The organism is Streptomyces sp. NPDC058470 (assembly GCF_042721055.1).
GTDB lineage: Bacteria > Actinomycetota > Actinomycetes > Streptomycetales > Streptomycetaceae > Streptomyces.
In genome coordinates, this window is record NZ_JBHXMF010000053.1 from 1 (window position 1) to 13,048 (window position 13,048).

General features: G+C 67.5%; 10 protein-coding genes and 4 pseudogenes. 9 read left to right on the forward strand and 5 right to left on the reverse strand.

What is annotated here, in order from left to right:
* A pseudogene (locus ACFWP7_RS31955) lies at nt 1-164 on the forward strand (DNA-directed RNA polymerase subunit alpha); the annotation flags it as partial.
* Nucleotides 165-389: 225 nt separating this feature from the next.
* Here the strand turns inward: ACFWP7_RS31955 and ACFWP7_RS31960 are convergent.
* The gene (locus tag ACFWP7_RS31960; protein WP_384388516.1) at nt 390-824 is read right to left on the reverse strand and encodes a cupin domain-containing protein; all 435 of its coding nucleotides are present in this window, start codon (nt 822-824) and stop codon (nt 390-392) included.
* 352 nt (nt 825-1,176) lie between these two features.
* Between ACFWP7_RS31960 and ACFWP7_RS31965 the strand changes: the two genes are divergently transcribed.
* The gene (locus ACFWP7_RS31965; protein WP_384388518.1) at nt 1,177-1,389 is read left to right on the forward strand and encodes a hypothetical protein; all 213 of its coding nucleotides are present in this window, start codon (nt 1,177-1,179) and stop codon (nt 1,387-1,389) included.
* Between the two features lie 100 nt (nt 1,390-1,489).
* On the opposite strand, the gene ACFWP7_RS31970 is transcribed toward ACFWP7_RS31965, so the two are convergent.
* Nucleotides 1,490-1,648 carry a hypothetical protein gene (locus ACFWP7_RS31970; RefSeq protein ID WP_384388520.1) on the reverse strand — a complete coding sequence of 53 codons (159 nt, stop codon included), beginning with the start codon at nt 1,646-1,648 and terminating at the stop codon, nt 1,490-1,492.
* Nucleotides 1,649-1,750: 102 nt separating this feature from the next.
* Between ACFWP7_RS31970 and ACFWP7_RS31975 the strand changes: the two are divergent.
* A pseudogene (locus ACFWP7_RS31975) lies at nt 1,751-2,477 on the forward strand (nuclear transport factor 2 family protein); the annotation flags it as partial.
* Between the two features lie 39 nt (nt 2,478-2,516).
* On the opposite strand, the gene ACFWP7_RS31980 reads toward ACFWP7_RS31975, so the two are convergent.
* Together ACFWP7_RS31980 and ACFWP7_RS31985 are read right to left on the reverse strand one after the other, a co-directional pair.
* The gene (locus tag ACFWP7_RS31980; protein WP_384388524.1) at nt 2,517-4,535 is read right to left on the reverse strand and encodes an ATP-binding protein; all 2,019 of its coding nucleotides are present in this window, start codon (nt 4,533-4,535) and stop codon (nt 2,517-2,519) included.
* A gap of 282 nt (nt 4,536-4,817) precedes the next feature.
* On the reverse strand, nt 4,818-7,610 hold the full coding sequence (locus tag ACFWP7_RS31985) for a discoidin domain-containing protein (RefSeq protein WP_384388527.1): 2,793 nt from the start codon (nt 7,608-7,610) through the stop codon (nt 4,818-4,820).
* 91 nt (nt 7,611-7,701) lie between these two features.
* On the opposite strand from ACFWP7_RS31985, the gene ACFWP7_RS31990 reads away from it, so the two are divergent.
* Both ACFWP7_RS31990 and ACFWP7_RS31995 read left to right on the forward strand, forming a co-directional pair.
* The gene (locus tag ACFWP7_RS31990) at nt 7,702-7,980 is read left to right on the forward strand and encodes a hypothetical protein (protein ID WP_384388529.1); all 279 of its coding nucleotides are present in this window, start codon (nt 7,702-7,704) and stop codon (nt 7,978-7,980) included.
* Between the two features lie 450 nt (nt 7,981-8,430).
* On the forward strand, nt 8,431-9,063 hold the full coding sequence (locus tag ACFWP7_RS31995) for a DUF2461 family protein (RefSeq protein WP_384388532.1): 633 nt from the start codon (nt 8,431-8,433) through the stop codon (nt 9,061-9,063).
* A 60-nt stretch (nt 9,064-9,123) separates the two neighbouring features.
* Here ACFWP7_RS31995 and ACFWP7_RS32000 read toward each other — a convergent pair.
* Nucleotides 9,124-9,320: pseudogene (locus ACFWP7_RS32000) on the reverse strand (IMP dehydrogenase); the annotation flags it as partial.
* 893 nt (nt 9,321-10,213) lie between these two features.
* Here ACFWP7_RS32000 and ACFWP7_RS32005 point away from each other — a divergent pair.
* The 4 genes and pseudogenes from ACFWP7_RS32005 to ACFWP7_RS32020 all read left to right on the forward strand — a co-directional run bounded on the left by ACFWP7_RS32005 (nt 10,214) and on the right by ACFWP7_RS32020 (nt 12,872).
* Complete coding sequence (locus ACFWP7_RS32005; RefSeq protein ID WP_384388534.1) at nt 10,214-10,594, forward strand: VOC family protein; 381 nt, start codon at nt 10,214-10,216, stop codon at nt 10,592-10,594.
* A gap of 266 nt (nt 10,595-10,860) precedes the next feature.
* Nucleotides 10,861-11,289 (forward strand): VOC family protein, encoded by a 429-nt coding sequence (locus tag ACFWP7_RS32010; RefSeq protein ID WP_384388537.1) that lies wholly within the window; start codon nt 10,861-10,863, stop codon nt 11,287-11,289.
* Between the two features lie 195 nt (nt 11,290-11,484).
* Nucleotides 11,485-11,880, forward strand: a pseudogene (locus ACFWP7_RS32015) (aminoglycoside phosphotransferase family protein); the annotation flags it as partial.
* A gap of 290 nt (nt 11,881-12,170) precedes the next feature.
* On the forward strand, nt 12,171-12,872 hold the full coding sequence (locus ACFWP7_RS32020; RefSeq protein ID WP_384388540.1) for a chitinase: 702 nt from the start codon (nt 12,171-12,173) through the stop codon (nt 12,870-12,872).
* The last annotated feature ends 176 nt before the right edge of the window (nt 12,873-13,048 follow it).

The following is a 13,048-nucleotide window of genomic DNA, read 5'->3' on the forward strand; positions in this document are numbered from 1 at the left end:
GTAACTTCGGTGCGAAGTCCATCGACGAGGTCAAGGCGAAGCTGGCCGGCATGGGTCTGGGCCTCAAGGACAGCCCGCCCGGATTCGACCCGACCGCCGCTGCCGACGCCTTCGGCGCCGACAACGACGTGGACGCCGGTTTCGTGGAGACCGAGCAGTACTGAGCGCTGCGCCGAGCGCGAGGCTGAGCTACGGCCCAGGCCGCCCTCGGCCGCTGTGGTCCTGGCAGGTCGCTGCCAGGACCACAGCGGTGCGCGTCGGCTTCCGCTCGCCCACGGCCACCGCTTCCGTGCGGGGACGGTGAGTTCGCCGACTTCTCGCGTGCCGTGGCGGAAGTCAGCCAGGAACTCCTGAGGGTTTCCGGAACTCAACGGGGGGCGCTCCGTTGGTTACTGGAAATCGCAGCCGGGGTTGGGGGCGTCCTCGGAGAAGGGGGCGCCGTGCGGTAGTACGTAGAGGACGTCCAGGACCAGTGGGGTGGTCCCGAGGTTGCGGCCGATGTGCACGTGGTTGGAACCGGAGGGTTCGGTGAGGGTGGCGCCGGCCTGGTAGGTGCCGTCGGGCGCGCAGTTGGAGTCGAAGTGGCTCAGGGTGCCTTCTTTGACGAGGCCGTACAGGGTTCCGTCGTGGTAGTGCCAGCCGGTGCTCTGGCCCGCCGGGACGGTGATCTCCCGCAGGATGTAGTCGGTGTCGCCGACGGTGGTCTGGGCGATCACTGTGCCGGTGACTCCCGGGCCGGGAGGCGTCGCGTAGGCGGGGCCCGCGACGAGTGAAAGGCAGAGGACTGCGGTTCCTGCAACTCCGGTACGGAGCACGTTGCCCATGCGGGGAAGTCCTTTCGGCGGGCTATGAATCGATCTTCCGACGGAGAGTGTGTCGTACAAGTGCACGGGATTCCCGGAGTTCGTCGCATCGGACCAGAGGCTTTAACAAAGGCCGTTGGGGGTGTGCCCGTCGCTGGGATGCTCCGTGGAGTGCGCGTGGGCAGCGGAGTTGTACCCACTGGCCGGACGAATGCTGGAGACTGGGTCGATGTCCTATGATCCCGGCGGAGTCCTGTTCATAGCGCTCGGCATCGTATGTGCCGCCGCTGGACTTTTCTGGAAGGGGCGCGTCCTGCGGCCCCTCTCGGCAAAACGGTCCCAGGCGTCCGCGGCCCGGGACCAATCCCGGAATTTGCTGCGTGCCGCGGACATGGCGATCGCCGAGGCTCGCCGACGGGCCGCACGGGACGAACCGGCTGTCGTCACGGTCGGCGACGTGATCGGCGTGGCGCATCAGCACTACGGGCTCGTCTCTGTGGAGCGCGAACAGGCAGCGGCCGCCCTCCGCCGACGCTTCGAGGCCGCCCGGTGCCGGGTGGACTGCATGACGGACGCTTTCAACTGACTGCCCGCTTCGGTGCGCGGTGCCGCCTGGCGCGGACGGCTCGGAGCCCGCCTGGGTTGTACATAATCGATCGGATTGCCCACGGAGCGGGAGGTGAGCTTTACTCCCCGTGTGCCCGGCGGGGGGTCGGGCGCCTTGGAATGTCCCTGGGGGAGACCGGCACCGTCAGGTCGATGCCGTAGAGGGCCGTCTTGTCTCCGTCGGACCTGCGCAGTCCCTTGGCCGCGATGGCCGGTGAGTGCGATGTCGTTGTCGTCATGCCGCAGAGCTTGCGGGAGGGCGCAATCGGCGCGCTTTCAGGATGGTTTCAGCGCCCTGAAACCGGCGGCGGCGGAGGAGGGCCGCTCCACCTGCCGATGTGCTGGTCACCGTGCGGCGCGTCGACGACGCCTCCACCGCCGCCGCGCTCAAGTTGATCGCCAACAACAGCCTTACCGGTGCCGTCATCGCGCTGCGCGCCTCACTGCGGCAGGCCACGGTCCTCGGCTTGCCCCGTGCCGAGGTGCTGGTCGTCCTCGAAATCGGCCCGCTCGACGCCCTCGTGGCCCGCATACGCTCCTTCCGCACCGACCAACCGGCCGCTCTCACGGCGAAGTTCACGAAGGGTGCGTCGGCCAAGGACATGGCGCTGCTGTACGCCGCGTCGAACATCCCTCTCCGCAGCGCAGCCGTCCTGGCCGACACTCCTGCCGACCCCCGAGGCCGATATCGCCGTTGCCGCCGCGGTCCCTGCTGTGGAGGATGCCGTGCTCGAACCACTCCGCGCCTACATCCGCGGCCACGCCGGCGGCGATCCCATCCACTTCCGCGGCGCGTTCCAGCCCACCGCCCACATCGAGGGAACTCGGGGCGGCGCTTTCGTCTCGTGGCCCCTGGCCGGGTACTGCGCCGCCCTCGTCCGGGGCGAACCGGCGTTGGATGAACCGACCCGCTCACGCCGCATCGACGCCATCGCCGTCCACGGCACCGTCGCGACCGCCACCATGGCGCTCCGGCACGGTGCGGACACCTTCACCGACGTCTTCCTGCTGGTCCGCGTCGACGACAGTTGGCGCATCGCCAACAAGACGTATCACCGGCACTTCTGAGAAACGGGGCAGCGATCCTCTGCCGGGACCAGGTGACGGTCAGGGGAGTGGAGGGCCTTGCAGCACGAGGGTGAGGCTGTGTTCCGCGTCGTCGTTCAAGGCGTTGCGGAAGGCCTTGTTGTAGGCGTCGTCCCCCGCCGCTTTGCGCGCTTGCAGCTCCCATTGGTCACGGGCCTCGGAGAGTTCGGGTGTGCCGCGATTCGGGTGGCCGAGCATGCGCCAGAAGGTGTTCCCGGTTCCGGAGGTGCGGGCCGCCCCGATGCCGTTGCCCTGGACCGCGTTCGCTCCGGTGAGGAGGTCGAGAGCGAGGGCGATTCCGAGGTTGTCGTTCAGGCTGTGCTTGCTGGTGAGCATGGCCAGGGCGTGGCGTTCGGCGTCGTGCGCGTGGCCCTGGAGGAGGTCTATGAAGGCGAGTTGATGGAACGCGTACGACCGCGCCCACTGTTCGCCGTACCGGAGGCTGAGATCGCGCAGATCGATGGCAGCTTCATAGGCCTCGGTCAGTCGGCCCAGCGCGGAGTGGGCGAACGTCCGGATCACCATGCAGCAGAGCTGCGGCGCGCCCGACGGGGGAGACGTGCTGTGGTTGGTCAGGGCCTGGTGGCTGACGTCGTACGCGGCCTGGGGGCGGCCCGCCATGAGGTGGGTGAGGCCGAGGGTGTGGGCGGCGAAGAGTTGGGACTGTGGGGTGCCGTCCTGTCGTGCTGCATCGGCGCATTCCTGCCCGATGCGCAGAGCGACGCGGTGGTCGCCCTGGAGGGTGAGCGTGATGCCCAGGGCCCAGAGCACTCGGGTGCGGGAGGGGCCCCTGGGCGTGTCGAGAGCCAGGACGCGTTCAAGATAGTCGCGGGATTCGTGGAGATGTCCGCAGCAGGGCCAGAACAGGCCCGTCCGGCCGGCCATTTCGAGGGCGGCGACGGGGTCCGCCTCGATGAGGTGGTCGAGAGCGGCGCGTACGTCACTGTGGCTTGCGGAGATCCGCGCGTACCAGGCGACCTGCCGATCGCTGAGCCAGTCGGCTTCGGACTCGGCCAGGACGGTGGCGAAGTGCGCGGCATGGAGTCGGGCGAGGGCCTGCTCCTCACCGAGTTCCGCGAGCCACATGGCCCCGTACTCGCACACTGTGTCGAGCATGCGGTAGCGGGTGCCCACCTGTTGGAGGACGGACTGATCGACGAGCCGTTCGAGAAGCGGAGGGATGTCGTGGGCAGCGAGAGGGCCTCCCGCGCAGACGGACTGGGCGTCCGACACTTCGACGGGGCCGCGGAAGACGGAGAGCCTGGCCCACAGCAGGCGCTCGACGGGGGAGCACAGTTCATGGCTCCAGCCGATCGCTGTGCGAAGGGCTCGGTGGCGCTGGGGCCACATCGTCTCGTCGACGAGGGTGTCGAGCCGTGAGCCGAGGCGCGCGGCGATCTCCGTGAGGCTGCTCTCCCGCAGGCGCGCGCAGGCGAGTTCGACGGCGAGCGGGATTCCCTCAAGGCGGCGACAGATGGCGGCGACGGCGTCGGCGGAGTCGGGGGAGTCGAGGGACACCGCAGGGGCGGCCGTGGCGCAGCGCTCGCGGAACAGGCGGACGGCGTCTCCGCTGCCGCCCTCGTCCATGGAGAGCGGAGCCACCTCGATACGGTGCTCACCCTTCCCGCCGAGGGGCTCTCTACTGGTGGCGATGACCTTCAAGTGCGGTGCAGCAGCGAGGAGTTCGCTCAGCAGCGAGCGGCAGGAAGCCAGCACTCGTTCGCAGCAGTCGAAGACGAGTACGACCTCCCGACCGGTCAGCCACTCGCACAGCGCCTCGACGGGGGCGCGCGGATTGTGGTCCAGGAGATCGACCGCGTCGCAGACCGTGGCGGTGAACAAGCGGTCGTCGTAGAGGTTGGACAGGTCGACCCACCAGACTCCGTCGGTGTATCGACCTCGTATCTGCTCCGCGACGCGCAGCGCCAGACGGCTCTTACCGACACCGCCGCCACCGGTGAGGGTGACCAACCGGTGCCGGGCCAACGCCACTTCGACTGCGTCGAGTTCGCTTTCACGGCCGACGAAGCTGGTCGTCATCACGGGGAGGTTGCCTACCACGGCCCTATCCTGCCTAGCTTGGGCGCGGGGCCAACCCCTCTTAGGTGAAACGGTCACAAGCGATCGAGTTCGACAACTATTCGATCGAAAAGTCTCTGTAGTCGAGGAGGATAACCGCTTCGTTTGACCTTTTGGCCCCCGACCTGGCCAAAGGGCCCTCCGTAGGGGTGGGGTCGCCTCACGTTCGGGCAGCCTGCGCTTTCACGCCGGATCGCACCCGGATGCGTGGCCGGCCTGGGCCACGCATCCAGGTGCTCGCCGCTACTTTGTGCCGTACACGGCGAGTTCGCTGATCGCCATCTGGCCGCCGGTCTGGCCACCGGAGTTCGGCCGGTCGGCGACGACCCGCACATAGCGAGCCGTGACCGGCGCGTCCAGCTGGACGCCGGTGACGCCTCCCGCACTGTCAGTGCGGTGCGCGACCGTCCAGAAGGACGAACCGTCGAGGGAGACGTCCACGTGCAAGGCGGTCGCGTACTTGTCGGTGGGCGTGAGGACGGACACCACGTTGACCGACTGCGCCTGCTGGAGGTCCACTTGCAGCGTCCACCGGTAGCGTCCCGAAGCCTGCGCGAAAGTCGACGTGTTGCCGTCGTCGCCGAGCGCGGGGGTGGAACTCGGTTGCATGTCGGCCTGGGTTCCGTCGATGAACAGCGCTTGGGCCGGGGTGTTCAGCGCGATGTTGTTGCTGCCCTGGGTGGCGGGGGCGTACGCGCCGATCTCGCTGATCGCCATCTGGTCCCCGCGCTGGCCCGAGTTGTCCGGCTTGTCGGCGACGACGCGCAGGTAGCGGGCGGTCACCGGCGTGGAGAAGGCTGCGGGGACGGTTCCCCAGCCGCTGTTGTTGACGGTGCTGACGGTGGTCCAGGTGGTCCCGTTGGTCGAGGCGTCCACATGGAAGTCGGTCGCGAAGTGGGCCTGGGGCATGCCGACCGTGACGTATCCCAGGGTCTGGGACTGCTGCAGGTCGACCACGAGCTGCCACTTGAACTGCCCGCTGGCCTGTGCGTACGTGGCGGGGTCACCGTCCGTCGTGTAGGCCACCTGGGACCCCGGCTGCAGCTGTGCGGTGCTGCCGTCGAGGAACTGCGCCACGGCCGGCTTGTGGGCCGCGAGGTTGGTCGGTGCCGCGCCGGTCGGCGGTGCGGCGATGCCCGCGTACGCCGTTTCGAGGCCTGCGTTGGCCAGGAGCGAAGCCGGTACACCGACGCCGTCGGCGGAGACCTGCGTGTTCCCGCTGACGTTGACGTTGCTCGGGTTTCCGCAGACCCAGTTGGGCGTGAGGTTCTCGAAGTAGTTGCCGGTGAACGAGAAGTCGCCGTACGGAGTGGTCGTCCCCTCCTTGCAGCCGCCCATGGAGGCGTTGTTGGCGTTGTAGGCCGCGTTGCCGGTCATCGTCACGTACTGGCTGCCTCCGTCGGTGTAGATGGCGAACCCGCCGCCCCCGGCGCCGCGTACGACGTTGCCGCTGATGACCAGGCCGTCGGAGAGCGAGGTGCCTTCCTGCCCGAGTACGTAGATGCCGCCGCCGTCGGTGCGCTGCCGCATGTAGTCGTAGACGAGGTTGTTGGTGATCTTGTTGCCCGAGGACTTGGTGGCGGTGCGTCCCCAGCCCCAGTTCGAACTGATGCCGCTGTAGGGGACGTTGTTGACCTGGTTGTGCGTGATCGTGTCGTTGCGGGTGTAGCCCTGGAAGATGCCGACGCCTCCGGTGTACTCGACGGCGATGTTGTGGATCCAGTTGTCCGCGATGGTGTTGCCGGTGGGCAGGACACCGAGGTCGGTCGGGTTCGCGTCGGTGCCGTTGCCGATCTCGATGCCGCTTCCGGAGATGTCGGTGAAGACGTTCCCGGTGATCGAGGAGTTGGTGACGCCCTGGCCCAACTGGAGCCCGGCGGCGCCGAGATGCTGGAACGTGTTGCCGCTCAGCTTCAGCCCGTCGGTATAGGCGAACGTCACGTTGCCCGGAGTCATCGTCCAGTTGCCGTACGGGCAGGTTCCCGGATCAGTGGTGGAGAAGCGGTCGCACGACCCCTGCTTCTGCCAGGCGCTGGCACCGGTGAGACGCATGTTCGCCTGCACCTCGGAGAAGCCGTCGGCCGAGTTCGGGGTGGTCCAGCCCCCGTAGGCGACGGTGATACCGCTGATGGACAGGCCGCGCAGCGGGTTCGAGGCGGTGCCTTCGCCCGTGATCAGGTTCTGCAGGCTGGGGAGTTCGGCGTCGGCGGTGCCCATCTGCTGGCCCGCGCGGGGCAGGTAGTAGACGGTGTGGCCCGGTTTGTCGAGGTAGAACTCGCCCGGAGCGTTGAGCAGTTCCTTCGCGTTCTCGATGGTGGTCGGTATGTCGGCGTTCACGCCGTACTGCTTCTTCGTGGAGTTGTCGAAGCACGGCTGCTGCATCGTGACGGTGCTTCCCGACACCGACGCGACGCCGCAGCGCATCTGCGTCCACTCGACGCCGTAGACGAACTCCATGTTGGAGATGTTCTGCCAGCCGGCAAGGGTCGTGTTCGAGGTCGTGTAGCCGGTCGCGGTACGGGTGAAGGTGGTCGGCGCCGGTCCGGACGCGCGGTTGGCGCGCACACCGTCGACGTAGAGCTGGCGGGTGTCGGTGCCGGACGGGACGTTGGCGCTCCAGACGCCGTTGGATCCCTGGGTCCATCCGGTGACCTGCTGGCCGCCGCTGAGGACCGGGTGCGCGCCGGGAGCCGCCTGGTAGCTGACGGTGTGACCGCCGGTCGCGGAGTCGCCCGCCGTGGAGCCGAACGAGAGCGGGCCGCTGAGACGGTAAGTCCCGTCGGCCAGCACGACGTTGATGTCCGTGGTCATCGTGGCTGTTGCCGCCCGGACCTTGCTCTGCGCCGTCAGAAGCGCGCACGGGGCCGTGGTCGAGCAGGTGGTGCCCTGTCCCGTGGGGGCGACGTTGTAGACGATGGGTGCGGCCGCGGCTTGGGCGGGAATCACGCCGACACCAATGGCGGCAGCCACGAGGAGTGTTGGCAGTACGGCGATGGCCGTCCGGAATGCGGCCGGGCGCAGGAAACGTCGATGCATGGATTCTCCGAGGAGTCGTTGGGGGAGATGGCGCTGCCGGGGGCGGCACGGCATTGCGTGTCACCTATCCGGTATCCGGGGGGTGAGCGACGTGCACGAGCTCCTCGGCGTCCATGCGGCGCTCGTGCGCCACGGAAGCCGACGTCACCAGCGATTCGTGCAGGTGGCGTACGGGGTTGGTCACACCGGCGTCGGCAGGGCGCGCGATCCGCGTGGCACCGGTGATGCCGCCGCGCAGCGTCGTAACCGTGCGGACGTCGAAGGTGGCGTCCTTGGCGTCGACGAGATCGACGCGGTTGTGCCGGCGCTGTCGGGCGTCGCGGACGTCTTGGACGCCTCGGCGACGAGCAGCGGGACCGCTACCGCCTGAGCGAAACGCGGCCCGGACGGTGGCAGTTGGACGTTGCGCCCGTTCCTTCCCGCCCGCGTTGCCTGCGGCCCTGGCACGTCGAAAGCCTCCTTCAGGAAATGAATAGGATTCATAGCTCCGGCTTGATGCAGCGCGCCACTATGACATTTGTGTGTCGCGAAGGGAAGACTTACATCAAATCTCAGCGTGGGAAGGCACTTTCGCGCGTCAATGGTGCATAACAGGGCAGTACTCCCCATTGTTTGGCTCGGAAGACCTAGACGTATATTTCCCCTCCATGCAAATGAAGCTGACTCTTTACGAACTCACCGGGACCTGATTACCGGGTCCTAGGGTTCAATCGTCAACGGCGCGAGCCGACGGCCCAGTTGTGACCTGGGTGACGTCGCGAGGGCGAGTGTGGCGTGGACGGTGCAGCCCGTGCGTCCGGCCGTGAGCTATCCTCCGCGCATGCGTGGACAGTTCACCGGCTGGCCTGAGCAGGCCATGGACGTGTTGTGGCAGCTCCAGGGCGAACCGACCCACGCGACCCGCGAGCGCTACCGCGCGGACCGCGAACGCCTGGTACGGCAGCCGATGATCGACCTGCTGAACGAGGTCGCGGACACCGACCGCCGGTACGAGGACTTCTCCGTCTGGCACTACCGCACCAACTCCTGGTGGTGGCAGCACCAGGGCGCGGTGATCCGGCTCGGCCGCAAGGTGGAGATCGGTCTCCGGTTCGACCTGGACGGCCTGCGGATCCAGGGCGCCTGGTGGTACCCCGACCCCGGCCAGGTGGACATGTTCCGCAAAGCCGTGGCCTCCGAGGGGAGCGGCCGCGATCTGTCCGCCATCATCGAGGACGTACGTAAGAAGGGTTACGACGTCTCGGGCGACGTGATGAAACGCCCCCCGCGCGGCTATCCGGCGGACCACTCCCGTACGGACCTGCTACGCCACCGTTCGCTGATCGCCGCTCGTCCCCTCGGCTGCGAGGAATGGCTGCACACCCCCGAGGCGGTCGACCGGGTCCTCTCGGCCGCAACCGACCTGGACGCCCTGCTGATGTGGCTGGTCCGCCATGTGAAGAGCGCGGCCTGACGTCACGAGGCCGCCGCGCAGCACGGGTGTAACCGCACTGGTGCCGCGCGGCCCCCACGCTCAGAAGCAGTGGCGCATCTTCGGTGCCGAACGGTCGTCCATCGCCCGATAGCCGTCCGGCACCTCGGCCAGAGGAACGGCACGATCGAAGACGGGCTCCGGAACGAGGCACCGGCGAGCACATCCGGCAGGAGTTCGGGAATGTGGGCGCGGACCGGGGCGATGCCCGCGCGCAGCGTGATGCGGTGGTCGAGCATCCGGCGCGGATCGCCCCGCCTCACCGTGTTCGTAGCCCCGCAACGGGGTTGCCAGCCTGCAGAGTTGACCTGACTACCTCCCGTGTCGAGTACATGGCCTGGTGGGGTGGCACCAGCTCCGGAGGAAGGCGAACCGTCCCTGATCAAAGGCGCGTTGATCCGATTGAGCTCTATGGCATCGACGTCGCCAGCGTGCTGAGAGAGGCCCTTTGGTCGATCGATCGCCGCCACATCGCCGCCACATCGCCGACTGCGACCCGACGCGGGGTCCGCGCCCGTCCTGAAGACGGCATCCATGTGCCTGCCGACGGTAGAGATCACTATGAACGACCCCGGTGCACCGCGGCGGGGGCACCCGACTGCCCGTGGCAACCGACGCCCGCACGATGCTCATGGACTGGCGCGGCCTTCTCGTTGAGGCGCAACTCGGCCGAGTGACAGAGCGATTCAGTCGGACCGCCGACGAGCAGCGCATGTTCACGCATGACCCCGTTGCACCAACCGCGCGCGCAGGCGCGGCCTTGGTCGCGCGTTCCAGGCCCCCTTCGAGCACGAGGTCGCCATGGTGCTGGCCGTGATCCGCATAGTGGGCCTCCGGTACGGCTGTCTCGACGACGCGGGTGGGGGGCATCCAGCACGCTCAGGCGGTGCGGCTCGGCCCTGATGCCGGCTGATCCCCGATGTCGGATGCGTCACCGGCGCAAGTCTTGGCGTGTGGAGTGCAGGGCATGGCCAACGGCCTTGCCCTGCTGCCCGGACCGGTTCGGCCCCGAAATCATTTCGCCCCTGCTCGCCTTGTTCGGTACGTTCACCGGGTTGTTTTCGCTGCCGGGTAGTCCACGAGGTTCGCATGTGGCCTCCCGGCAGTTCCCAGGATGAGAGCAGGTTTCGTTATGGCGTGTCGTATCAGTGAGCTCGTGCTCGGTTGCCGCGACCCCGAGGTGCTGGCGCGGTTCTGGTGCGAGGTTCTGGACTTCGTCGTGCTCGACCGAGAGGACGACGGAACGCTGGAGATCGGACCTCGTGAAGGGTTCGGCGGCCCGCAACCGACGATCATCCTCAGCCGCAGGGATGAGCCGGAGAAGGGGAAGCCGCGACTGCACCTCGACGTCAACGCCACCGACCGCGATCAGGACGCCGAGCTCGAACGCCTTCTGAAACTCGGTGCGCGCCCGGCCGACATCGGTCAGACGGGGCAGGAGCCGTGGCATGTCCTGACCGACCCCGAAGGCAATGAGTTCTGCCTGCTCAAGGCCCGCCTCAACCCACTCTGATGCCCATCGCTCACGTCTCGGTACCAGGCCTCGGGTCTGCGTCGATGTCCTGTGCGACGGGGGTGTCGTGATCGTGAGTAGCTGATCGTTTCAGACGCGGTGGGGAGGGGCCCCAAGCAGATGACCTCGCCTAGGTCACGCCTAAATCTTGTCCCGTGGCGGATCTTTGGCGTGAGGGTGGTCTCGGCGGCGTTGGGGTGTCCTCTCGACAGCATGCGGGTCCACCTGGAGAAATGAGCAAAAGAGCCCCTTGGTAGGGTGCGCCGATGTCATCGATCAGGCAGTTCCAAGTCACCTTTGACTGCGCGGAACCTGAGCGCCTCGCTCGCTTCTGGTGCGAGGTGTTGGGGTACGTCGTCCCGCCGCCACCGGAGACGTTTGCGACTTGGGACGATTTCAAGCGTTCGCAGCCCCCTGAGCAGCAGGATTCATGGTTCGCTTGTATAGATCCCTCAGGGGTGGGCCCGCGACTGTTCTTCCAGCGTGTCCCCGAGGGGAAGGCCGTCAAGAACCGGGTGCATCTTGATGTCCGGGTCGGCACCGGCCTCGTGGGTGAAGAGCGTCTCGCCGCACTTGAGGCTGAACGCACGCGCCTGGAGCCGCTCGGTGCGGTACACGTGCAGACGTTGTACGACGGCAATGATGCCTGCATCCCGATGCTGGACATCGAGGGCAACGAGTTCTGCATCGACTGAGCCTCCTTCGAATCGGCGAGGTGGAGAGCCACCTCCCTTGGACCCCGCTGGTCTCGCATGGAGCGGGAGTTGTCCGGTGAGGACGAGGTGGTGCCGCCGGGTTGCGGCCACTTAGCGGGGAGCTGCCCGGCCGCCACTGTCACATTGAGTGATCGATGCTGCGTACCGGTGTCCAGTCCCATCCTTGTCAGTAACGCGGGAGCCCGCGGCCGGCTGGAGGAACGGCTGCAAGGTCTGGCGGCGGTGGTGCGGCCACGTGCCCAGTACGCGGTCGTGCACGGTGAACTGGGGCCCGACCATGTGCTGGTGGACACGGACGGAAACCCTGTGGTGATCGACATCGAGGGCTTGCTGTATTTCGACGTCGAGTGGGAGCACGTCTTTCTCCAGATCCGCCTGCACGACGCCTACCGGCCGCTGAAGGTGGACGGACTGGACGAGGACCGGCTCGCGCTCTACATGCTCGCGCAGCGACTCTCACTGACGGCAGGTCCACTGCGCCTGCTCGACGGGGATTTCCCCGACCGGGCGTTCATGGCAGGCATAGCCGAGTACAACCTGAACAAGGCACTCGACCTGGTCGACGTGTGAACACCTGCGGCGTACTACTTGGCTCTTATCGAGCCTGCCCCCGGGAAACGCCTGCCCAGAGGCCAGCTCTCGGCAGCCCGATTGCCAGTACGCCGCAGCCAGGTTCGTGGACGAACTCCGCGGGAAGCTGACGGCGAACGCCGCCGAGCAGGACGCACCGCGGTAATGGCGCCTAGGACGGCCTGGAGCTGGGAAGGGGTAGCCCTGTCGGTCGATCACCCCCCACCGGCGCGAACTCCCGTGACTCCAAGGAGAGATGACTCGTGCTCAGATCAAGGAGCAGGACAACGATGGCCGCCCTGGCCGCGCTGTGCGGACTGCTCTTCACCGCCGCCGCACCCGCTCAGGCGACCGTCCAGGCCAGGCACGGTTCCCGGTTCGTGGTGAGCGAAGCGCAGTTCGAGCGCATGTTCCCGGACCGGAACACCTTCTACACCTACGACGGGCTGCTCGAAGCCACCGAGGCGTACCCCGCCTTCGCCCGCACCGGCAGCCGGACCGTCCGCAAACAGGAGGCCGCAGCCTTTCTCGCGAACATAAGCCACGAAACCGGCGGTCTGTTCTATGTCCGGGCGCAGAACGAGGCGACCTACCCGATCTTCTGCGACGCCACCCAGCCCTACGGCTGTCCGGCGGGAACCTCCGCGTACTACGGGCGCGGGGCGATCATGCTGAGCTGGAACTTCAACTACAAGGCCGCGGGCGACGCGTTGGGTCTGGACCTGCTCAACAACCCCTGGCTGGTCGAGACCGATCCGGCCGTGGCCTGGATGACAGCGCTGTGGTACTGGAACACCCAGACCGGCCCCGGGACGATGACCGGGCACGACGCGATCACCGGCGGTCACGGCTTCGGTCAGACGATCTGGAGCCTCAACGGCTCCACCGAGTGCAACGGCGGCCGGCCCGACCAGATGCAGCACCGGGTGGACCTCTACCTCGCGTTCACCGACATCCTGCACACCGCGCCGGGCGCGAACCTCAGCTGCTGAGCAGTCCCGTGGCGGGCCCGCACACCCGCCACGGACAGCTGCAGGCCGAGTCCTTCGTCCCGGGCGTTCCGTCGTCCAGCCTGGACCAGGTACTTCGCGACCGCCCCTGACAAGAGACCGGAGGGCCCGGTGTTTCGGCAACACCGGGCCGTCCTCGGTCTTTCGGCCCCCGGTCC